This is a genomic window from Blautia sp. AF17-9LB, from assembly GCF_003479185.1.
Taxonomy (GTDB): domain Bacteria; phylum Bacillota; class Clostridia; order Lachnospirales; family Lachnospiraceae; genus Fusicatenibacter; species Fusicatenibacter saccharivorans.
Genome location: NZ_QUGU01000001.1, coordinates 132,022 through 152,324, shown reverse-complemented (window position 1 = coordinate 152,324; position 20,303 = coordinate 132,022). Strand labels below are relative to the sequence as shown.

The 20,303-nt window shown below is 45.3% G+C and carries 15 protein-coding genes and 2 pseudogenes; 13 read left to right on the top strand and 4 right to left on the bottom strand.

The annotated features are described in order from the left end of the window. The first annotated feature begins 1 nt into the window (after position 1). The 3 genes from DWX00_RS00705 (at position 2) to DWX00_RS00695 (ending at position 2,630) form a co-directional block, all read left to right on the top strand. Positions 2–448 carry a hypothetical protein gene (locus tag DWX00_RS00705; protein WP_118594457.1) on the top strand — a complete coding sequence of 149 codons (447 nt, stop codon included), beginning with the start codon at positions 2–4 and terminating at the stop codon, positions 446–448. A 94-nt stretch (positions 449–542) separates the two neighbouring features. Next, a complete protein-coding gene (locus DWX00_RS00700) occupies positions 543–1,868 on the top strand; it encodes an amidohydrolase family protein (RefSeq protein ID WP_118594456.1) in 1,326 nt (441 codons plus the stop codon). 15 nt (positions 1,869–1,883) lie between these two features. Continuing rightward, positions 1,884–2,630: a sulfite exporter TauE/SafE family protein gene (locus DWX00_RS00695; protein ID WP_118594455.1), complete on the top strand. Its 747-nt coding sequence runs from the start codon at positions 1,884–1,886 to the stop codon at positions 2,628–2,630. Here the strand turns inward: DWX00_RS00695 and DWX00_RS20495 are convergent. Next, positions 2,614–2,742 (bottom strand): annotated as a pseudogene (locus DWX00_RS20495) (DUF6783 domain-containing protein). The gene DWX00_RS00695 and the pseudogene DWX00_RS20495 sit on opposite strands and share 17 nt — an antisense overlap. Between DWX00_RS20495 and DWX00_RS20490 the strand changes: the two are divergent. The 4 genes and pseudogenes from DWX00_RS20490 to DWX00_RS00675 all read left to right on the top strand — a co-directional run. After that, positions 2,710–2,829: pseudogene (locus DWX00_RS20490) on the top strand (DUF6783 domain-containing protein); the annotation flags it as partial. The pseudogenes DWX00_RS20495 and DWX00_RS20490 sit on opposite strands and share 33 nt — an antisense overlap. Positions 2,830–2,908: 79 nt before the next feature. Next, the gene (locus DWX00_RS00685) at positions 2,909–3,121 is read left to right on the top strand and encodes a ferrous iron transport protein A (RefSeq protein ID WP_022461118.1); all 213 of its coding nucleotides are present in this window, start codon (positions 2,909–2,911) and stop codon (positions 3,119–3,121) included. Between the two features lie 229 nt (positions 3,122–3,350). Next, complete coding sequence (locus DWX00_RS00680; RefSeq protein ID WP_118594453.1) at positions 3,351–4,589, top strand: MYG1 family protein; 1,239 nt, start codon at positions 3,351–3,353, stop codon at positions 4,587–4,589. A 279-nt stretch (positions 4,590–4,868) separates the two neighbouring features. Beyond that, positions 4,869–6,755 (top strand): phage tail tip lysozyme, encoded by a 1,887-nt coding sequence (locus DWX00_RS00675; RefSeq protein ID WP_118594452.1) that lies wholly within the window; start codon positions 4,869–4,871, stop codon positions 6,753–6,755. Positions 6,756–6,858: 103 nt separating this feature from the next. On the opposite strand, the gene DWX00_RS00670 is transcribed toward DWX00_RS00675, so the two are convergent. Then, a complete protein-coding gene (locus DWX00_RS00670; RefSeq protein ID WP_118594451.1) occupies positions 6,859–7,539 on the bottom strand; it encodes an HAD family hydrolase in 681 nt (226 codons plus the stop codon). A gap of 314 nt (positions 7,540–7,853) precedes the next feature. Between DWX00_RS00670 and DWX00_RS00665 the strand changes: the two genes are divergently transcribed. After that, the gene (locus DWX00_RS00665; protein ID WP_117804955.1) at positions 7,854–8,978 is read left to right on the top strand and encodes a DUF362 domain-containing protein; all 1,125 of its coding nucleotides are present in this window, start codon (positions 7,854–7,856) and stop codon (positions 8,976–8,978) included. Between the two features lie 87 nt (positions 8,979–9,065). Here DWX00_RS00665 and DWX00_RS00660 read toward each other — a convergent pair whose 3' ends face one another. Together DWX00_RS00660 and DWX00_RS00655 are read right to left on the bottom strand one after the other, a co-directional pair. Beyond that, positions 9,066–10,463 (bottom strand): MATE family efflux transporter, encoded by a 1,398-nt coding sequence (locus DWX00_RS00660; protein ID WP_117508901.1) that lies wholly within the window; start codon positions 10,461–10,463, stop codon positions 9,066–9,068. A 20-nt stretch (positions 10,464–10,483) separates the two neighbouring features. Continuing rightward, entirely contained in the window at positions 10,484–12,889 is a 2,406-nt protein-coding gene (locus DWX00_RS00655; protein ID WP_117804956.1) for a glycoside hydrolase family 2 TIM barrel-domain containing protein, read from the bottom strand. 223 nt (positions 12,890–13,112) lie between these two features. Here DWX00_RS00655 and DWX00_RS00650 point away from each other — a divergent pair, with 223 nt between their 5' ends. From DWX00_RS00650 to DWX00_RS00630, 5 genes are all read left to right on the top strand, one after another. Then, positions 13,113–14,138 carry a LacI family DNA-binding transcriptional regulator gene (locus DWX00_RS00650; RefSeq protein WP_117508903.1) on the top strand — a complete coding sequence of 342 codons (1,026 nt, stop codon included), beginning with the start codon at positions 13,113–13,115 and terminating at the stop codon, positions 14,136–14,138. Positions 14,139–14,722: 584 nt separating this feature from the next. Continuing rightward, positions 14,723–15,694, top strand: a complete 972-nt coding sequence (locus tag DWX00_RS00645) for an ABC transporter permease (protein ID WP_117508904.1) — start codon at positions 14,723–14,725, stop codon at positions 15,692–15,694. A gap of 12 nt (positions 15,695–15,706) precedes the next feature. After that, entirely contained in the window at positions 15,707–16,609 is a 903-nt protein-coding gene (locus tag DWX00_RS00640) for a carbohydrate ABC transporter permease (RefSeq protein WP_117508905.1), read from the top strand. An 89-nt stretch (positions 16,610–16,698) separates the two neighbouring features. Next, complete coding sequence (locus tag DWX00_RS00635; RefSeq protein ID WP_117508906.1) at positions 16,699–18,330, top strand: extracellular solute-binding protein; 1,632 nt, start codon at positions 16,699–16,701, stop codon at positions 18,328–18,330. A 224-nt stretch (positions 18,331–18,554) separates the two neighbouring features. Next, positions 18,555–20,300, top strand: coding sequence for a glycoside hydrolase family 35 protein (locus tag DWX00_RS00630; protein WP_117508907.1), 1,746 nt, complete (start codon positions 18,555–18,557; stop codon positions 20,298–20,300). The last annotated feature ends 3 nt before the right edge of the window (positions 20,301–20,303 follow it).

Sequence of the window (20,303 nt, the reverse complement as noted above, 5' to 3'; positions counted from 1 at the left end):
GATGAGATATATTGAATGGGGATTCTTATTTTTACTGTCCGGTCTTGGAATCGGACTTGCCAATCTGGTTGGATTTCAGGTAAACTTTCTGGATTCTCTTCCGGGGATTCTGATTCTGCTGGCGATTTCTTGTGTCGGTGTTGTGGTAAGCAAACTGATTCCGCTGAAGCTTCCGATTGTAGCATACGTTTCCATTCTCGGCCTGCTTGCTGCATCTCCAATTTCACCGGCAAGACAGTTTGTGATCGACGCAGTCGGCAAAATTAACTTTACAGCTCCGCTTACCATGGTAGGTGCGTATGCCGGAATTTCCATCGGCGACCAGGTAAAAACCTTCGCAAAACAGGGATGGAAAATGATTCTGATCGGCGTCTTTGTTATGACAGGAACCTTTATCGGTTCCGCTGTGATTGCACAGGTTGTCATGATGCTGACAGGAACGATTTAAACACTACGCAAGAGAAACAGAGCCCGGCTCTTCCCAGACAGAAAATGGGATGAGGCAGGCTCCTGCTGTTATAGAAAAAGAAAGGAAACCAGTTATGGGAAAACTGATCGTAACGAATACCTCTGTGCTTCTGCACGATATGACAATCGCCAGAGGGCAGATCGTCGAAACAGAGAACGGGATCATTTCTGCCATCCGTCCGTATCAGGAAGGAGAAGAAATAACGCTCTCCGGAAATAAGGAAACTGAGCTTCTTGACGGAAGCAGAAAGCTTCTGATGCCCGGTCTTTGCGACAGCCACATGCACACGGGGCAGCAGCTTTTAAAGGGACAGATTCTCGACGCGCTTCCGATGATCTGGACGCGCATTATGCTGCCGTTTGAGAGTACCCTGACGCCGGAAAAGATGGAACTTAGTGCCGAACTTGCGGCATTGGAGATGATCAAATCCGGAACGACGTCGTTTGTGGACGCAGGAAGCTACTTTATGGAGAGCGCAGCAGATGTCTATCTGCAGTCCGGGCTGCGTGGCCTGTTATCTGCATCTACCATGGATGATGCGTCACTGCCGGATGTTATCCGCCATACCGCCGATCAGAATGTGGCGCAGACAGATGCGCTGTATGACGCGTACCATGGAAAAGGGAACTTAAAAGTCGCCTATTCTCTTCGGTCTTTGATCAGCTGTACAGAAGAGCTGATTTTAAAGGCAGCCGGTCATGCGAAAGAGCGTGGCGCCCTGCTGCAGGCGCATATGAACGAATATCCGAACGAGATCAATTTCTTTCTGCAGCGTTTTGGAGTGCGGCCAATCGAGTACCTGGAAAAGCTTGGTGTGCTGGATGAGCGTTTTCTGGCGGCGCACTGCATTCTGCTCTCGGAAAATGAGAAGGATCTGCTGAAGAAGTATGAGGTAAAAACATGCCACTGCCCGTTCAGCAACTGTGGAAAAGGAGTACCGGATACGCCGGCTCTTTTGCAGCGCGGCATCACCGTCGGCCTTGGAACGGATGGCGCGGCGCATGGAGGACTCAGTCTCTGGAATGAGATGAAAATTTTCCGTTCCGTGATGAACGTCGGACGCGGTGTCGGTATCAGCGAGGCGGCAGTCATGCCGGCAGCGAAAATCCTCCGCATGGCGACACAGGGCGGATATGACTATCTGCATGAAAACGGCGGAAGTATCGCTGTTGGAAAAGAGGCGGACTTTATCACGATTTCGCTTCGCCAGCCGCATCTGTATCCGACCGGAAATCTTGTCAATACACTGCTCGAGTGCGTGACAGCAGCGGATGTCTGCGACAATGTAGTACATGGGAAGACTTTGATGAAAGACCGTGCCGTGCAGACTCTTGATGAAGCACGGATTCTTGCTAAGGCAGAGCGGTATTTTGAACAAGCTGAAAAAATTACACCATAAGGAGAATCTATAGTTATGTTAAATCTGATTCTGATGATCCTTCTGAATTTCGTGGTCGGCGGTTGTATCGGCCTGACGGGAATCGCAGGATTTCTGCTTCCGATGTTCTACGCCGGATTTCTGGATATGCCGTCCTACGCGTCCCTGGCACTCAGCTTTGCGGCATTTCTGATTTCCGGCATTCTGGGATCGGTAAATTATTATAAGAGCGGGAACCTTGACCTGAAAACGGCAGGTGTGCTTTCGGCCGGAAGTTTTGTCGGCGCGCTTGCCGGTGTCAAGATCAACCTTCTGATTCCGGCGGACACGATGAAAATAATTCTATATCTCGTTGTTCTGCTCTCCGGAATTTCCATCCTGCTTCGGAAAGACAAGCCGGGAAATACAGAGAAAAAAGCAGTCCAGAGCGTTCCGTTTTTCCTGGTACTTGGTGCTGTAACCGGTGCTGTCTGTGCCGCCTCCGGTGCAGGCGGGCCGGTGCTTGTAATGCCGATTCTGACACTGCTCGGTATTCCGGCGCACACCGCGGTCGGTATTTCCTTGTTTGATTCGATTTTCATCGCCGTACCGTCTGCGGCAGGCTATCTGATCGCGGCCGCCGGAAACAAAGAAGTCTTTTTGCTTTTACCGGTACTTCTGGTCGCACATGGCATCGGTGTCTTTGCCGGAAGCAAAAATGCAACGAAAATCAACCAGACGCTGCTGAAACGGATCGTGGCTGTGGCTTCGATTGCGATCGCGTGCATCAAACTCTTTCTCTGATTGAAAAACTAGAGTGTGTTTGAAAAACCATTTCCGCAGCCTGCACGCCCCAATTTGCGGTATATTTTGCCCTCATTCAGTCGCCGTAGCCCGCTACGCCTCCTTCATTCAGACAAAATCTCCCACAAATTGGAACATGCAGACTACGAAAAGCCTTTTTCAAACACACTCTAGCGCTTTGCACACAAACTTTAGTTAGAAGCGTATCCCAATTGTTCTTATTGACTAAATATTTCCTCAGGGAATACAATATAGAAAAAGTAAAAAGGAGGGATACCATGCAGGCACTTTCAAAGAAAAAAACCGGTGATATCTGTACCATCAAATGGATGTTTGGAATCCCTGATGTTCTGGATTTCCTCCGAAGCCGTAAAATCAAAGAAGGCAGCACCGTACAGGTCATCCAGAGAATAAACGGTGGATTGATCCTTGGCATGGATGGAAAACGGATTGCAATGTGTGATGCAGCTGCAGACCGGATTCAGGTATGAAAGGAAGAAAAATCAAAATGAGCGGAACCTTGGAAGAGGAGCCGCTCATTTTGATTTTCCAAATACCCACAAAAGAATTTTCGTAGATAAGTGTGCAGACTGCGGAAATGATTTTTAATAAATATGCGCCAGGAAGTTTTCAAACTTTTCTTTACATAGAACCGTTGCGAAACAGCCGCCAGATAGAGTAAAATAGAGCAGATCTTAAGAAAAAGGAAGTTGGAATTTTATGACATTATTAGAACAGATACAAAAAGAAAATGCCGCTGCTTTTACGCACGGCGGAAAATTTCATGCGGATGATGTGTTCTCTGCGGCACTGCTTCTGCATTTTAATCCGCAGCTTACCATCCAGCGCGGAAATCGTGTGCCGGAGGATTTTGACGGGATTGTTTTTGATATTGGGAGAGGAGAATACGACCATCACCAGAAAGACAGCCGGATCCGGGAAAACCAGGTTCCGTACGCGGCGTTTGGCCTTTTATGGGAGGCACTTGGCACAGAAATTTTAAGTCCGGAGATGGCCGCGCGGTTTGACGAGAAGTTTGTACAGCCGCTCGATCTCAATGATAATACAGGAGAAAAGAATGAACTCGCCAGTATGATCGGCATGTTCAATCCGGTATGGGATGATAACAGCGGAAGCGATGCTGCTTTCCTGGAAGCGGTGGCAGTGGCCGGACGGATTTTGGAACATAAATGGGAGCGTTTTCGTGCGGATGAGCGGGCGGAGCAGCAGTTTGCAGCTCTTCTTGCCGAACACAGGAAGCGGATCGCAGCGGAGAAAAAGGCAGGAACAATGGATGAAAAGATTCTGATTCTGTCGGAATTTTTTCCATGTCAGAAACAGCTTTCCGCGACTGAAATTGCATTTCTGATATTCCCATCGAATCGCGGCGGTTACTGCGTGCAGCCGGTTCGAAAAGAAAATTCATTCAATTACAAGTATGATTTTCCGGAAACATGGCTTGGCCTGGAAAAAGAAGCACTGCAGGAAGCGACGGGGCTTTCCGATGTGTCTTTCTGCCACAAAGGAGGATTTCTTCTCACCGCAGAAACGCTTGACGATGCCGTCGCTGCCTGTCGCATCAGCCTTGCGGGAATGCCAAAAGCACCGGTTCTGATCCACATCGGTACCGATGCGATTGATGCGGATGACGCGCTTTTGCGGCAGATGCCGGGCATGGAGCATGCAGTTATTCTTCATAAACCGCTGCCGGAGGCCCCGGAACTGAACATCTGTGGCAGTTATGCCGTGTCATCACTTGAAAAAGCAGAATGGAAGATACGCCTGCGGGAATACCTGTCGGACTTGTTAAAAGAAAAGCCGGAGGCTGTCTGTGTCAGCGGTGATCTCTTTGCGGCCTATCCGGTCATGCACCAGCTCCGCAAGAAACATATTCCGGTTCTGACGGTATCAGAGCAGAATGGAAAACGGCTTCTGATCCGCATTCCGTCCGGTTCCTGAGAATTTACAGAGAATCTCTCTCAATTTCACGCGTTAAACAGAAAAATTCCTCAATATGTGATTTGTTTCTTTGCATCTGCTGTTGTCTGTGATACAATATAGAAAATACGTGAAATTTTTGCACAATGAAAATGAATGATATCATTTTTGGTTTATCTTCAAAAAAAGAGGCCAGACTTTACAGGAACGATACATTTTCGTGATTTCATTCGAACGGCCTCAAAAGCAGAAAATGGCAGGCAGAAATCGACAAACAGCAGAGAGGAGAGCAAAACATATATGATTTCAAAGAAAAAATTTGGCACAACGGTAACAGCGTTCGGCGTGGCAGCCGGAATGCTTCTCGGTTCGGCTGCACCGGCGCATGCAGAGGAGACAGCGAAAACGGTGCAGGAAACGCAGAAAGATCAGGCGGATGCACCGGCCACGCAAAGTGAAACGGAAAACGGAAACACAGAAGAAGCCGTTGTTCCGGCTGTAGAAACACAGGAAACCGAGACACCAGCAGAAGAACCGTCCGTACCATCTCAGGATGAAAATGCCGCTTCCACAGAGGAGCCAAAAGTACCGGAAACGCCAGAACCGACAGAGGATCCGACTCCAACGGAGACACCGGAAGACCCGAATCCAGGCGAGATGCCGGAGCCATCTCCAAGTGAAACCCCGGAACCAACTCCAGGCGAAACTCCAGAACCGTCGGTAACGCCATCCCCAAGTGAAACGCCGACTCCAGCCCCGTCCGAAACCCCGGAACCAACAGAAACACCGGTGCCAACCGAGACGCCTGCACCAGCACCGACAGAAACACCGAAAAATGATGAGACACAGGCGGATGACTGGATTCAGACGATTGATTACGGAAAATATATCAGCTCCATGAAAAAAGATCTCCGCGCAGGTTTCGCACAGGTCGACAAAGCGTACGCCTACGCAAAGGTCGATACCAGATTAAACGTCCGCGAAAGCGGTTCCACCAGCGCACGGATCGTGGGAACACTTCCGGCAAAGGCACTCTGCTTTGTGATCGCCGATGCGGATCAGGAGTGGGTTTATATTGAATCGGGCGACGTCCGCGGTTTTGTCCGTACGGATTATCTGCAGCAGGGAAAAGAGGCGCTGGAATATGTAACCGGCACCGGAGAGGATCAGATGAAACTGGCGGATCAGGTGATCGATCCGTCTGAAAATGAAGCCTTTCCCTATAAAAAAGAAACGGTTTATGAAGTAAAAACCTCAACCGGAAACGGTATTATCACATTTGCAAAACAGTTCGTTGGCAGACCATACGTCTGGGGTGGAAACTCCCTGACGGACGGTATTGACTGCTCTCATTTTGTATGGCAGATTCTGACCCGTTGCGGTGCGTACGACGGTGAATATACGACCTCCGGCGGATGGCGCAGCCTTGGAACGGAGGTTGCAAGCCTGGATGAGGCACGCGCAGGCGATGTTATTTGCTATAATGGCCATGTGGCGCTGTATGACGGAGAAGGAAAAATCGTAGAAGCGCTGAATGAAAACGCCGGTATCACCTGCGACCGCCCGGTGGACTGTGACACGATTCTGACGATCCGTCGTTTTGCAGCCGACGATGAAATCGGCGGAACGAACGCAGAAAAGATCTGGAATTACTTCCTGATGCACGGATTTACAAAAGAAGGAGCCGCCGGTATTATGGGAAATATTGCAAACGAGGCATCCACAGACCTCAATCCGACACTGCTTGAGTATGGCTCTACCAGCCGCACAAGCCTGAGCGGAGAGCAGTACACGAACCTTGTTGACGCCGGAATCATTTCCCGTGACGAAGTGATCCGAAGTTCCCGTTTTGGCCTTTACAGTGGCGGAAGATATGGATATGGTCTCTGTGGTTTTACAGATCCAACGATCAAAGAGTATCTGTGCCGATATACCATTGATCTTGGAAAGAGCCTTGGAAGCCTGTCCGGCCAGCTCGACAGTCTGATGGCCTACCTTTCCGACTACAATCCGAATCTGCTGGACAGACTGAAAAATGCCGAAGATGTTGACACCGCAGCAACTGCCTTCATGCGTGAATACGAAAAATGCGCAAACCAGAGCACACAGCAGAAACTGCGTACAACAGCAGCAGAACAGATCTACAATGTTATGGAATCGTATGATTCGCCGGTAGATGTAGAATAAACGAACAGATGATGAAAACGTGTTAAAGAAAGTCCTCCGCAGCAGAAAGATTCTGTGTGGAGGACTTTCTTACAGTAAAATAATTGAATTTATGTATGATTTTTTACTTCCAGCTTTTCAGTTTGTCCGCTTCCGGAGTCTGCAGCAGAATTTCTTTACAGGTCAAAAGAGAAGGACTCACATAATCACAAAATGGAAAAAGCTCTTTTGTATACGGTGTCAGATCCGGGATCATGCAGGAGATGGCGCCAGCTGCACGCGCGGCCTTCAGACCATTGATGCTGTCTTCGGCTACCATGCATGCAGCAATCGGAACTTTCAGAAGAGACGCTGCTTTTAAGAAAATTTCCGGATCCGGCTTGCTGTTGATTACCTCATCCCCGCAGACTGAAGCATCGATATACTGGTCAATGCCAGACTGTTTCCAGTATCCTTCCGCAACGCGCCGTGTTGTGGAAGTGGCAACCGCAACTTTAATCGAATGTTCCTTCAGCCAGGAAAGAAACTCGTGAAGTCCCGGCTTTTCCGGTACACCATTTCGCTGAATATAATCATTCAGATACGCCGAGCGGATCGCGCGTCCCTCATCGTATGTCACCTTTCCGTGAAACCACTCCTCAAACAGCTTTCTGCTCCGTGGAAGCGCGCTGCCGCGCATCTGTGAGAGATGTTCCTCCGTGAGCGTAAAATTCAGCTCCCGGGCAGCTTTTTGCCAGCCCTCTTTCATTACAATCTCGGTGTCAAACAGGATACCATCCATATCGAATAATACTGCCTTTATCATAAATGCGACCTCCCAGGGAGTAAAAGAAAACAGACGGTTTTCGTTTACTCTGTACTCTGATTTTTTTAAAACTACCTTCAGTATACGAAAAATCCTGAAAAAAGACAAGTGCATGAACTTTACAGAATACTACAAATCTTCCTTTTACGAAGCAAAACTTTCTATGAGGACTGCAAATATTACAGATTGCTGGGTAGCAGTAAACTGTAACATTCGGGCATGACTGGATCCATGCATATTACAATCACACTTGACTTCAAGTAAGCTTAAAGTGCTATTCTGATAAAAAAGGACAAATTAGGAGGAATAACAGAATGGAAAAGTCAACGGTTTATTTTACCGACTTTCGATGTCCTGTGGGAACGAGTCAGCTTGACAAGCTGAAAAAACTCTGTATCGCTGCTGGCGTCAAAGACATTGATATGGAAGGTAAATTTGTTGCAATCAAAATGCATTTTGGCGAACTGGGAAACATGGCGTTTCTTCGTCCGAATTATGCGAAAGTGGTTGCAGATCTCTGTAAAGAGCAGGGAGGTCTTCCGTTCCTGACAGACTGCAATACGTTATATCCGGGCAGCAGAAAAAATGCCCTGGAGCACCTTGACTGCGCAAATCTGAACGGATTCAATACCATTACCACAGGATGCCAGATTATCATCGGAGATGGACTGCGAGGAACCGATGAAATTGAGGTTCCGGTTGTCAACGGAGAATACTGCAAAACAGCATTGATTGGCCATGCGATCATGGACGCAGATATTTTTATCAGTCTGAGCCATTTCAAAGGCCATGAAGCAACGGGCTTTGGCGGTGCACTGAAAAATATCGGTATGGGATGCGGAAGCCGCGCCGGAAAGATGCAGCAGCATGCCAGTGGAAAACCGGCGATCAATACGGATGTCTGTCGTGGCTGCCACCGCTGTGCAAAAGAATGCGGAAGCGATGCAATTTCCTATGTGGATAAAAAAGCAGTCATTGACTATGACAAATGCAAAGGATGCGGCCGCTGCATCGGTGCCTGCAGTTTTGATGCGGTTTATAATCCAAACAGCAGTGCAAACGAGCTTCTCGACCGGAAAATGGCTGAGTATGCACAGGCTGTCTGTCATGGACGTCCGTGTTTCCATATCTCTCTGGTACAGGATATCAGCCCGAACTGTGACTGCCATGGGGAGAACGATGCTCCGATCCTGCCGGATATCGGAATGTTTGCAAGCTTCGACCCGGTTGCCATTGACCAGGCGTGTGCCGATGCCTGCCTGAAGGCAACTCCGATCGAAAACAGTCAGCTTGGCGAGCATCTTGCAGAGCCGGGATGGCATTGCCACCACGATCATTTCAAGGATTCCAATCCGAATATTGAATGGCAGGCAACCCTTGACCAGGCAGAGAAAATTGGTCTTGGTACGAGACAGTATGAACTGAAACGTATCAAATAATAATACAAAAAAATGCTTTAGGGCAGATGAACAACAGCGGAAAGCTCCAGCTTCTCGAATGAAAAATCAACGAGAAGCTGGAGCCTTTTAAGGCCAGATTGTATTTTCTTCAGAAATAACAACGGTTTTTTTCATCCATTTGCGTGATCGCCACCGGATCAGATAATTTACACCACGGAACGCCTCATCCATGCCAAAAGCGATCCAGCATCCGAATAATCCGAATCCCATTTTTACACCAAGCAGATAGGAGAAGAATACACTCATCAGCCAGCAGGAGAGAATGGAAACACCCATAGGGAAAACCACATCGCCTGCTCCGCGCAAGGAATTTTCCTCAATGTGATTAAAGCCTCGAAAAATTTCCACGAAAATATCAAAAAACAAAATGGTATGTCCGATCGAAAGGATCGCAGGATCGTCTGTAAAGATCCGCAGCAGCACGGAACCAAAGCAGGCAAGGAGCGTGGATAGGCAGGCATTCAGCAAAATTGTGATTTTTAAATTCTGCAAATTCAGCTGATAAGCCTGTTCGTATTTTCCGGCGCCGGTAAGCCAGCTGATCAGCAACGAGGTCGAAAGACCAAGGGAGAGGCCTAGGACATACACGTAAAAAACAAGTGTGGAAACATAAATTTTGGCGGAAACAGCCTGCACACCGACAAGTGCAATAATGGAGGTTGTCACTACCTGGGATACAGAATAGGAAAGCGTACTGATACCGCCTGGAATTCCGATTTGAAGCACTTTTGGTAAAATCCGGAAACTGCTGCGTATGGACTTATGACGGAAGTCAAGGCCAAGCGGAAGAACCAGGAGCAGCAGAAGCATGGTAAAAGCGGCACAGCCCTCACTGAAGGCATAGGCACAGGCAATCCCTTCTACGCCGTGAAGCGGCAGTTCGACCGGCTGAAAGACGATCAGATAATTTAAAAGGGCATTCAGCGCATTCATTCCAAGGGTAACAAATACCGATATTTTGGGCTTTCCATAGCTTTTAAATATGGCACTGCAGATGGACACGAACGCGGCAAAAAAGGAAACACGAATGCAGATTCTCAGGTAAGAAGAGGCATATGTTAATACCTGGCCGGATAAATTCATCTGCCGCATCAGGGGCATGGAAAAGAACGAAAGTGTAGCACCAAGGAGAACGCTTAACCCGGCACCTGCAAACAGCGCACAGAAAGCAGCATCGGATGCATTTTTTTCCTTTTTGGCACCAAGATTCTGGCTGATTACGATGGACGCACCGGTACTGATTACGGAATAGAAATTCAGAATCATGCCCATAAACTGTCCGGCGGAACCAACGGCAGCAACTGCTTCATCGGAATAAAAGGACAAAGTAAAAGTATTGACGGTGCTCATCAGATTCATCAAAAACATTTCCAGAAACAGGGGAAGAAAAATCTTTGGGAGAGTCATCGTTCCCTGTGGCGTTTCTACTTTGCCCAGATCTGGATTGTAAAAGGATTTCCACATAAAGTCTGTCGTTACTCCTTTCAGAAAATAGTAACAGAATTGGATTTTAGCAGTTCTGAAGAAACCTGCACGGTAACCGGGTGATCTGCAAAAGAGCGGCGGACATAGAAAATCAGTCGTCCATGGTACAACCGGCGGCAGGAAGAAGCATACTCGGTGCAGTCTGCAGCATTTCCGTTTTCAATTCCAAGAAGGACGCCTCCGTCTGTCGTTACCTGAACCATGGAGGAATCTCCGAAGCAGAAAGCACCATCTCTGTCGGCGGCATAAACTTCGAACTGCAGAAGCGGATTTTCCGGTAAAACAGCGGAATTTTCTTTGGACGGCTTCCAGGGTCGGATCTGCAGGGCACAAGGCATAGAAGTCGTTTTCAGCTCATCCTTTGCTTCAAAAGTACAGGAAGCCCCGCCCTTTTGTGCCGCAAGCTTTCCAGAAGCAAGAACCATCAGCGTGCCCGGCTGAAAGGGAACGATCCAGCGAATCGAATCTTCAGTATAGGAAGCCTCCTTTTTGCCGAGACTGATTCCGTTTAAGAATAATTCCGCTTCGGAAAGGTTTGTGTAGCAGCGGACTTCGATATCTTCTCCATCACAGTAATTCCAGCTTTCGAATAATGGCTGCCAGCTTTCTCTCATGGAGTCTGCCCGCTGTGTGGAAAGATGGCACATCGGTTTGGATGACCAGAAGCTCATCCGCCGGTAAAACCCGGATTTTTCAAAGCCAGCCATCGTAAGAAGCCCGGCTTCAGAAGCTCGAAGCGGCCATCCGTGTGCCTCTCCCATATAATCAATGCCTGTCCAGAGAAACTGTCCGCTGATATATTCGTTTTCGGTTACCGCATGCCAGGCAGCAAGATCATGTCCGTTTTCGCTGCCTAAAAATGGGAGCGAAGGAAAATCACAGTGGCTTTCCTCGTATAAATGTTCTTTATAATTGTATCCGGCAACATCGAGGGCATCCAGAAAACCGATCTTTGCAGAGAGCTCCGGAAAAGCGGCAGCCAGTGTAACCGGGCGCGTAGGATCCACTGCGCGTACTTCGTAAGCAAGCATGGAAGCCAGTGCTTTTAATCGCTCTGCATTCGGCCGATCCGGATTGTATACGCGCTCTGCGGCAGGCTTGTTTGCATCATTGTTTCCGGTCATGGTCTGAAACAGAGGATGGCAGTAAGGATCATTTGGATAATCAATTTCATTTCCAATGCTCCAGAGAATTACACTTGGATGATTTCGGTCGCGCAATACCATAGCAGACAGATCTTCTTTCTGGTACTGAGGAAAGTACTTGTAATATCCCTGATGCTTTGGAGGATAAACATTATGACCGGTAGACCATTTGTTTTTTGGCCCTTCCCACTCATCAAATGCTTCATCCATAACAAGAAAGCCCATTTCATCACATAGATCGTACAGTTCCGGCATATGCGGATTATGGCTCATACGGATGGCATTGCAGCCCATTTCTTTGAGCTTTTCAAGGCGGCGTATCCAGATTTCTTTTGTAACGGCGGCACCGAGTGCACCGGCATCGTGGTGAACGCAGACCCCCTTAATTTTCATGGGGATTTCATTCAGAAAGAATCCATAATCGGCATCAAAACGGAAGGTGCGGATACCTACACGGAACTTGTCTGCAAGAAAGGCGGAGTCATCCTTGGCTTTGTGGAGCCATGTTTCGAGTGTATATAAAGATGGATGTTTCGGAGACCACAGTGTTGGCTGTGCTACCGTTCCTTCAGTCTTTAGTTTTGCGGTTTCTCCAGGAAGAAGAGTGGCTCTCTGCTCGGCGAAAAACACCGTGTTTCCATTTTGATCACGCAGATACTGGACCAGTGAAAAAGAGGTTTCCTGATCTTCCATATTACAGATCTCTGTTGTGATAGAAAGATCCGCTGAGATTTTATCTGCCCTGTTTATGGAAAAGCAGGTGCCATATGGTGTAACGTGAAGAAGATCTGTAACAAGGAGCGTTACCTTTCTTGTGATTCCGGAACCGGTAAACCATCGGGAATCTGAAATCTCTGTCCGGTCTACACGGACGCTGATTTCATTGATACCATCTGTACCAAAAACAGCCTGGGATGTTATGTCATAGAAAAAAGGTGTGTATCCATTGGGATGAAAGCCGTGATAATAACTGTTGAACCAGACCTGGCTTTCTTTGTAGACACCGTCAAACAGCAGCACGATGCGTTTTCCACGATACTTCTCAGGCAGGGAAAAGGTTCCACGATACCATCCGATGCCGCCGGCTGCATATCCGGTGCCGCTGGAATAGGATCTGGAAAATGGCATTGCAACAGACCAGTCATGTGGAAGCTCGACAGCTGTCCAGCCAGTATCATCATAGTCTTTTTTCCAGGCATCCGGCTCTTCGCCATAGTGAAATTTCCAGGAATGATGGAGATAAATTGTTTGGGTATTCATAGATTTATAACCTCCTGTTTTTATCATGATATTTCAATTTTTATACGTTCCTATGGTTTTTATTATAAAGAGTTCATCTGAAAAATCCATGGAAAAGAGAGGGATTTTTTGTAAAATAGCGACTTTAGGATTGACTTTTACGTGCAAAAAGTCTATCCTTGAATTTGAAATGAAAAGGGTTTCAAAAAATTGGAATAGAGTAAGAGTTTCAAGAGGGCGATTTATGAAAAAAGAAAAAAACATTTATACTATTGCAAAAGAAGCAGGCGTTTCGCCGGCGACGGTGTCTCGGGTCATGACGAAAAATGCCCGGGTAAGCGAGGAAAAAAGAAAAAAAGTGGAGGAAATCATACAAAAATATGATTATCGCCCCAATGCGCTAGCACAGGGGCTGACAAATGCAAGAACAAAAATCATTGGCATTCTTGCAGCGGATATGATGAATCCCTTTTATGCACAGCTTGTGGACGAATGCGTAAAGGAAATTGGTGCAAGTGGATATGTTCCCATGATATTTTCATCTCAGAGCAGTTATGAAATGGAAGAACAGTATTTGCAGAAGATGTTTGACCTGCGTGTGGATGCAATTATTTTAATGGGAGGAAAATCAGACCAGCTCGTTACAGATTTGGAATATGTGGATTTGCTTGATCGAATCACAGACACTACACCGATTATTACAACTGGAAAAATAGAAGGATCTCTTTGTTATCAGGTATGCATTGATGAAATGGCGAGTGTAGACCTTGCCATGGAGCATCTTTTTTCGCTTGGCCATCGGCATATTGCACTGATCGGCGGGAAAAATCACATCCGGTCAACATATGATAAACGAATGCGGTATCGTATGCTGCTTCGTAAAAATGGAATCACATACAGAGAACGCTATGTAACGGATTCGGATTACAACATCGAAGGGGGGTACCAGTGTATGGAAAAGCTCTTTCAGGAAAATCGTACGATGCCGACTGCCGTAATTGCAATCAATGATTTCAGCGCAATCGGAATTCTTCGGTGTATTGAGGAACATCATTTGTCTGTTCCGCAGGATATATCGCTTGTCAGCTTTGACGGAACCTTTCTGTCAGATATTGTTAACCCGAAGCTTACCAGCGTTTGCTATGATTATGCTTCTTTTGGAAAAATGCTGGCTGCGTCTGCGGTAAAACTTCTTTCAGGAGAAGAGATTCCGAAAATTCAGCAATGTGTGTCGCGTTTAATCGTACGCGAATCCACGATATTGCAATAATATCACATTATCGATTCAGAAGCATGTAATTTCATATAGCCAGATAATTCTTCTCTTTGATTTTAAAAGACCATCAGAGAGAAGAATTTTTTTGCACTAATTTTGGAATGTTTGCAGACATGGTGATATTGATCCTGGAACAGATTTTGGCTTTTGTAAGAGAGATACCGACAGATCAAAATGGCGGTAAATAGCGCGTTTTCAGAAAGAAAAAAAGTGGATATACATAGAGGAATAAAGGGGTGATTTGTCAAATTGTCAACTAATTCAGATGGCTTTAAAAAAAAGAAAGCAAATTATACAAAAAACAAGTTGACAAATCAAAGCGGAAGGAGTATAGTACGAAATATGAAAAGGGTTTCACGAAAGTGCCAATTAAAAAGATATGTGATTTGGAAAGATGTATAAGTTAAGTGCTTTTTAGATGGAATTATCGTTATAATATACAGGAAAAGCAGTAAAAACAAAGATACATTCATCATGATCACTTTTATTTTTGGAAAAACGTGAAAACGGTTTCATATAAAGGCTGCAAATTATGTGCAGACAAATTTTCACAAACTGCAAAATAGGAGGAACGCAACGTGAAAGGAAAAAGGAACCAAACGACAGCAGCTCTTCCGGCTGTCCCCAGTAAAAAGAATCGAGCATGGAAGACTTTTCGCAACAACAAAACACTTCTTCTGATGTGTTTGCCAGCAGTCATCTTTTTTATCGTGTTTAACTATTGCCCATTGCCGGGCGTATGGATTGCATTCACGAGTTACAATTTTCGGGATGGTATTTTTGGAAGCCCTTTTGTAGGATTATCAAACTTTGAATTTTTGATTTCTTCCGGTGAATTGTGGACTTTAACGAAAAATACAATTTTATACAATCTGGTTTTTATTCTTCTTGGAAATGTTTTTCAGATCGTAATTGCTCTTATGCTGAATGAAATCAGAAGTAAATTTTTTAAAAAGGTATCACAGACAATCATGTTCCTTCCGTATTTTATTTCTGCTGTACTGATTGGGGCGATCGCATTTAATATTCTGAATTATGACACGGGTGCATTAAATGCACTTCTTCGTGAAACGGGTGCTGACCCAATACAGATTTACAGCAAAGCTGGTTTATGGCCCTTCATCATTATTTTCTGTAACATGTGGCAGCAAACAGGTTATGGTTCTGTTGTTTATTTCGCGGCAATCTGCGGTATTGATTCCAGTATGGTAGAAGCAGCAGAGGTAGATGGCGCTACCAGCTGGCAGAGAATTCGTTACATCATTCTTCCTTCCCTGAAAGGAACCTTTATCATTCTGCTTCTGTTTGCGCTTGGCGGAATCATGAAAGGAAACTTTGGTTTGTTCTGGAACCTGACAGGTGGTGCGAATTCACAGTTGTTCCCGACAACTGATATCATTGAAACCTTTGTATACCGTACAATGACGACACAGAATAACTTTGCAACATCTTCTGCCGTAGGTTTGTATCAGTCTATTTTTGGATTTGTTCTGGTTATGTTCAGCAACTGGGTGGTAAAACGACTTGATCCGGACTATGCACTGTTTTAGGAGGAGAAGAAAATGAAAAATCGTAATAAAATCAAACTGGATCCAGGGACGCGAGCTTTACGAATTATCTCCTACGTATTTGTGAGTATTTGGGCGCTCATCTGCTTACTTCCATTTATCCTGGTTATTTCTGCATCTTTCAGTACCGAGAGTATTGTAGCGAAAGAGGGATTTGGGCTTTTACCCAAAGGGTTTACTCTGAGTGCATATGAACTGGTATTTCGTTCACCTAAAATGATTCTTGGCTCATACGGAGTTACCATTGCACTGACGGTATGCGGAACAGTTGTTGGTCTGTTTATCATTGCGATGACCGGTTATGCATTACAAAGAAAGGACTTTCCGTTTCGAAATGCATTGTCATTTTTTATTTACTTTACAACACTGTTTTCCGCCGGTATGGCACCAACCTATATCTGGGTTTCCAGGTACCTGAAATTAAACGGAAGTTATATGGCAGTATTTTTACAGCTGTTAATGTCTCCGTGGCTGATCATTCTGATGAAGAATTTTGCAAAATCGGTACCATATGAAATTACAGAATCCGGAAAAATTGACGGAGCGGGAGACTTTAAAATTTTCGTATCACTGATTTTCCCGATGTTAAAGCCGGCACTTGCAACGGTAGGACTTTTTCTGGCACTGGGATACTGGAATGAATGGTATCTTTCTTCTCTGTATCTGAACAGTTCTGTAACCTATAAACCATTACAGTACTACTTATATCAGATCATCAATACAGCAAATGCACTGAAAAACTCTGTAGCAGGTGCAAATGTCAGTGTGGCAGACCTTCCATCTAACACATTGAAAATGGCAACAGCAGTTGTTGCAACCGGACCGATCATCTTTCTGTATCCGTTTGTACAGAAATACTTTATCTCTGGTATTACAGTAGGCGCGGTCAAAGGCTGACCATGGAAAAAGTATGATGTGAGATTCCCCTGTGTTTTGATGGGGATTCACATAAAATTCCGAAAAAGCAGGAAAAGAAGGAGGACGCTATGAGAAAACGCGTAACAGGTAAAAAGGCAGTAGCACTGGTAATGGCTTCCCTGATGATTGCAAGTATGGCAGGATGCGGAAGCAGTGGGTCCGAAAGCAGCGGATCCGGCAACACAAGCGTAAAGGAAGATGGAAGTATTGATACTTCCAAGCATGAAGTAATTAACATGCTGGTGCTGGGAAACAAACCGACCAATGGCAGACTGGAAGCCATGCTGGACAAACTGAATCCGATTTTGACGGAAAAAGTAAATGCAGAACTCGAGTTTACGTACATAGAATGGACAGACTGGCAGACACAGTATAATCTGAAGCTGTTGAGTGGAGACAGCAGTCTGGATTTGATTTGTACGGCAACGGACTGGCTGTACGGATGGGAAAATACAAAGAAGGGCGCATTTCTTCCACTTTCCGAGGATATGCTGAAAACATATGCGCCAAAGACCTGGGAACAGGTATCCGCAGACGGAGACTGGGATATCTGCAAATATAACGATGAAATTTATTTCATACCGGAAGATCACTATACACAGTATACGAACCATGGTATGTTCTATCGTGGAGACTGGGCAAAAGAAGCAGGTCTGGAAAATGGAAAAATTACAAAATTTGAAGATCTGACGACGTATTTCCAGTATATTAAAGATAATAAGGAAGATGTTATTCCGTGGGATATCGCTGGCAAAAACCAGACGGGAGGTATTCTTGGCGGCTATATTACTTCGAAAAAGGAATATACGGCATTCAATTGCGCCAGTGTTGGTATTTACACAGACTTCTGGGGTGTTATGCAGGACGATCCGACAACCGTTATGTCTCCGTATGTAGAGGATGACAGCCTTTATGATGCGGCAGAGCTGATGAAAGAATGGAATGACATGGGTGTATGGAGAAAAGATGTCCTGAACTTTGACGGAGACACCAGAGAAGAGTTTTATGCCGGAACAACCGGTGCGGATCAGCATCATGCCCAGACCTATTATTCTACGATTGTTCCGAATATGGAGAAGAAACAGCCGGGTTCCGATCCGCAGTTCTATTACTGGGGCGAAGAAAATCAGAACGTACAGCATCCGCTGAAAGAGCATGGTGCATGTGCTATCAGTGCAAACTCCACACATCCGGAACGCGCCCTGATGGTATATGATCTGTTAAGAAATGATGAAGAGTGCTATCGTCTGTTAAACTATGGTATTGAAGGTGAGGATTATATTGTAACAGAAGATGGCAAGCTGGGCAGACCAGATGGATTTGATTCCAGTACAGATGCCCTGGATTCCAATTTCTGGATGGGACGTAATGATGATCTGGAACTGCAGGATGAAAGCTGGTGGGATGGAACCGATGATCTGATCAGTTCGCTGGATAAAATCGGTTATGATTATCCATTTGAAAACCTGATTGTTGATACAACTGCAATTGAGGCAAAGCAGGCAGCACTGGCTAATGTTCTCGCAAAATATATCCCGCAGCTGGCATATGGTCAGGTAGATGATCCGAAGGCAACTGTCGATCAGATGAGAGAAGAACTGAAAGCGGCCGGTTATGACGATGTAAAGGCAGCAATTCAGAAAGATTTAGATGCTTTTGTAGAGGAAAATGGAACACCGGATTTCACAAGAGGTGAATAAAAAAGGTGTTCACTTGACCGTAGAACAAGAAAGGTTAGCGACAAAACCTGGCAGATAATTCTGTGATTTCATGATAAGCAAGATAAGGGAGATACCGGAAAAGACATGATGCCTCTGGTGTCTCCCTTTTGCGAGTCAAATGTTTCCGTTCCGGTCACGGGAAATTTGGCAGACATATTATTTTTAACATAAAAAAGATGGAAATTTCAGAAACAGGAGGAACTATGAAGACGTTTGAAGTAAAAGAAGATTTTTATCTGGACGGAAAGAAAGTAAAAATCATTTCCGGAGGTATGCATTATTTTCGTACTGTGCCGGAATACTGGCGCGACCGACTGGAAAAATTAAAAGCTCTGGGCTGCAATACGGTGGAAACGTATATTCCATGGAATCTTCACGAAAAAGAGAAAGGAAAGTTTGATTTTTCCGGAATTCTGGATATTACCAGATTTGTAAAACTGGCCCAGGAGCTTGGTTTGATGGTGATTCTCCGGCCATCTCCCTATATTTGTGCAGAATGGGAGTTTGGCGGATTGCCATACTGGCTGCTGAAGGAAGACGGCATGCGCCTTCGCTGTTTCTATCCGCCATTTCTACAACATGTGAAAGAATATTATGAAAAATTATTTGAAGTGATCGCACCGCTTCAGATTACACGGGGCGGTTCTGTTATTCTGATGCAGGTGGAAAATGAATATGGATATTTCGGAGATGACAAATCGTATCTGGATTACATGAAACAGCTGATGATTGACTGCGGCTGTGAAGTGCCGATGGTTACATCGGATGGTCCTTGGGGAGATGCTTTTGACTGCGGAAAAGTGGAAGGTGTTTTACAGACCGGAAATTTTGGTTCCAAAGGAAAAGAGCAGTTTGCCGTCATGAAAAAGAAAATCGGCGATAAACCGCTGATGTGTATGGAATTCTGGGTTGGATGGTTTGATAACTGGGGTGTAGAAACGCATCAGACCGGTGATTTAGAAGAACATGCAAAAGATCTGGACGAAATTCTTTCCGAGGGCCATGTGAATATCTACATGTTTGAAGGTGGAACCAATTTTGGTTTTACGAATGGATCCAATTACTATGATGAGCTGACACCGGATGTTACTTCTTATGATTATGATGCACTGCTGACGGAAGACGGTCAGATTACGGCGAAGTATACGGCATTCCAGAATGTAATCCGGAAATATACCGAAATTCCGGAAGTAAAACTTAGTACAGAAATTCGCAGAAAATCATATGGAAAACTTCGTGTCAAAAGAAGCACATCTTTATTCGGAAACAAAGACCGGATTAGTAAAGCGATGGAGAGTGTATACCCGGTGTCAATGGAAAAACTGGATCAGGGATACGGATATATTTTATACGAAAGCCAGTTGAAAGATGAAGGGCCATTGGAAACACTGCGGCTGTGGGGAGCTAACGACAGAGCTAACATTTTTGTGGATGAAATCCCAACTGTTACACTGTATGACAGAGAACTTCTTGATGAAATAAAATGGGAGGAGAATAAACCGGAAGGACAGAAACTTTCTATTTTGATGGAAAATATGGGAAGAGTAAATTTCGGTCCGAATCTCGAAAGACAGAGAAAAGGGATTGATGGAAGCGTACAGGTTAATGGTCATAATCACTATTATTGGAAAGAATATACGCTTCCGATGGAACATCTGGAACATCTTGATTTTACAATTCCATCCGTTCCTGGTACACCGGGATTTTATGAATTTAGCTTCGAAGCAGATGAGACGGGAGATACCTTCCTTGATTTTACCGGATGGGGAAAAGGTTGCATTCTTGTAAATGGATTTAATATTGGAAGATTCTGGGAAATTGGGCCACAGAAACGATTATATATTCCGGGTCCGCTTTTAAAAAAAGGAACGAATACGATTCTGATTTTTGAAACAGAAGGAAAAGTGCCGGGAATCATTACACTCTGCGATGAACCGGATCTTGGCTAAAAG

Excerpts from the sequence above, each read along its gene's own strand:
- DWX00_RS00705 (WP_118594457.1), top strand. The coding sequence starts at position 2 with ATGAGATATATTGAATGGGGATTCTTATTTTTACTGTCCGGTCTTGGA.
- DWX00_RS00700 (WP_118594456.1), top strand. The coding sequence starts at position 543 with ATGGGAAAACTGATCGTAACGAATACCTCTGTGCTTCTGCACGATATG.
- DWX00_RS00695 (WP_118594455.1), top strand. The coding sequence starts at position 1,884 with ATGTTAAATCTGATTCTGATGATCCTTCTGAATTTCGTGGTCGGCGGT.
- DWX00_RS00685 (WP_022461118.1), top strand. The coding sequence starts at position 2,909 with ATGCAGGCACTTTCAAAGAAAAAAACCGGTGATATCTGTACCATCAAA.
- DWX00_RS00680 (WP_118594453.1), top strand. The coding sequence starts at position 3,351 with ATGACATTATTAGAACAGATACAAAAAGAAAATGCCGCTGCTTTTACG.
- DWX00_RS00675 (WP_118594452.1), top strand. The coding sequence starts at position 4,869 with ATGATTTCAAAGAAAAAATTTGGCACAACGGTAACAGCGTTCGGCGTG.
- DWX00_RS00670 (WP_118594451.1), bottom strand. The coding sequence starts at position 7,539 with ATGATAAAGGCAGTATTATTCGATATGGATGGTATCCTGTTTGACACC.
- DWX00_RS00665 (WP_117804955.1), top strand. The coding sequence starts at position 7,854 with ATGGAAAAGTCAACGGTTTATTTTACCGACTTTCGATGTCCTGTGGGA.
- DWX00_RS00660 (WP_117508901.1), bottom strand. The coding sequence starts at position 10,463 with ATGTGGAAATCCTTTTACAATCCAGATCTGGGCAAAGTAGAAACGCCA.
- DWX00_RS00655 (WP_117804956.1), bottom strand. The coding sequence starts at position 12,889 with ATGAATACCCAAACAATTTATCTCCATCATTCCTGGAAATTTCACTAT.
- DWX00_RS00650 (WP_117508903.1), top strand. The coding sequence starts at position 13,113 with ATGAAAAAAGAAAAAAACATTTATACTATTGCAAAAGAAGCAGGCGTT.
- DWX00_RS00640 (WP_117508905.1), top strand. The coding sequence starts at position 15,707 with ATGAAAAATCGTAATAAAATCAAACTGGATCCAGGGACGCGAGCTTTA.
- DWX00_RS00635 (WP_117508906.1), top strand. The coding sequence starts at position 16,699 with ATGAGAAAACGCGTAACAGGTAAAAAGGCAGTAGCACTGGTAATGGCT.
- DWX00_RS00630 (WP_117508907.1), top strand. The coding sequence starts at position 18,555 with ATGAAGACGTTTGAAGTAAAAGAAGATTTTTATCTGGACGGAAAGAAA.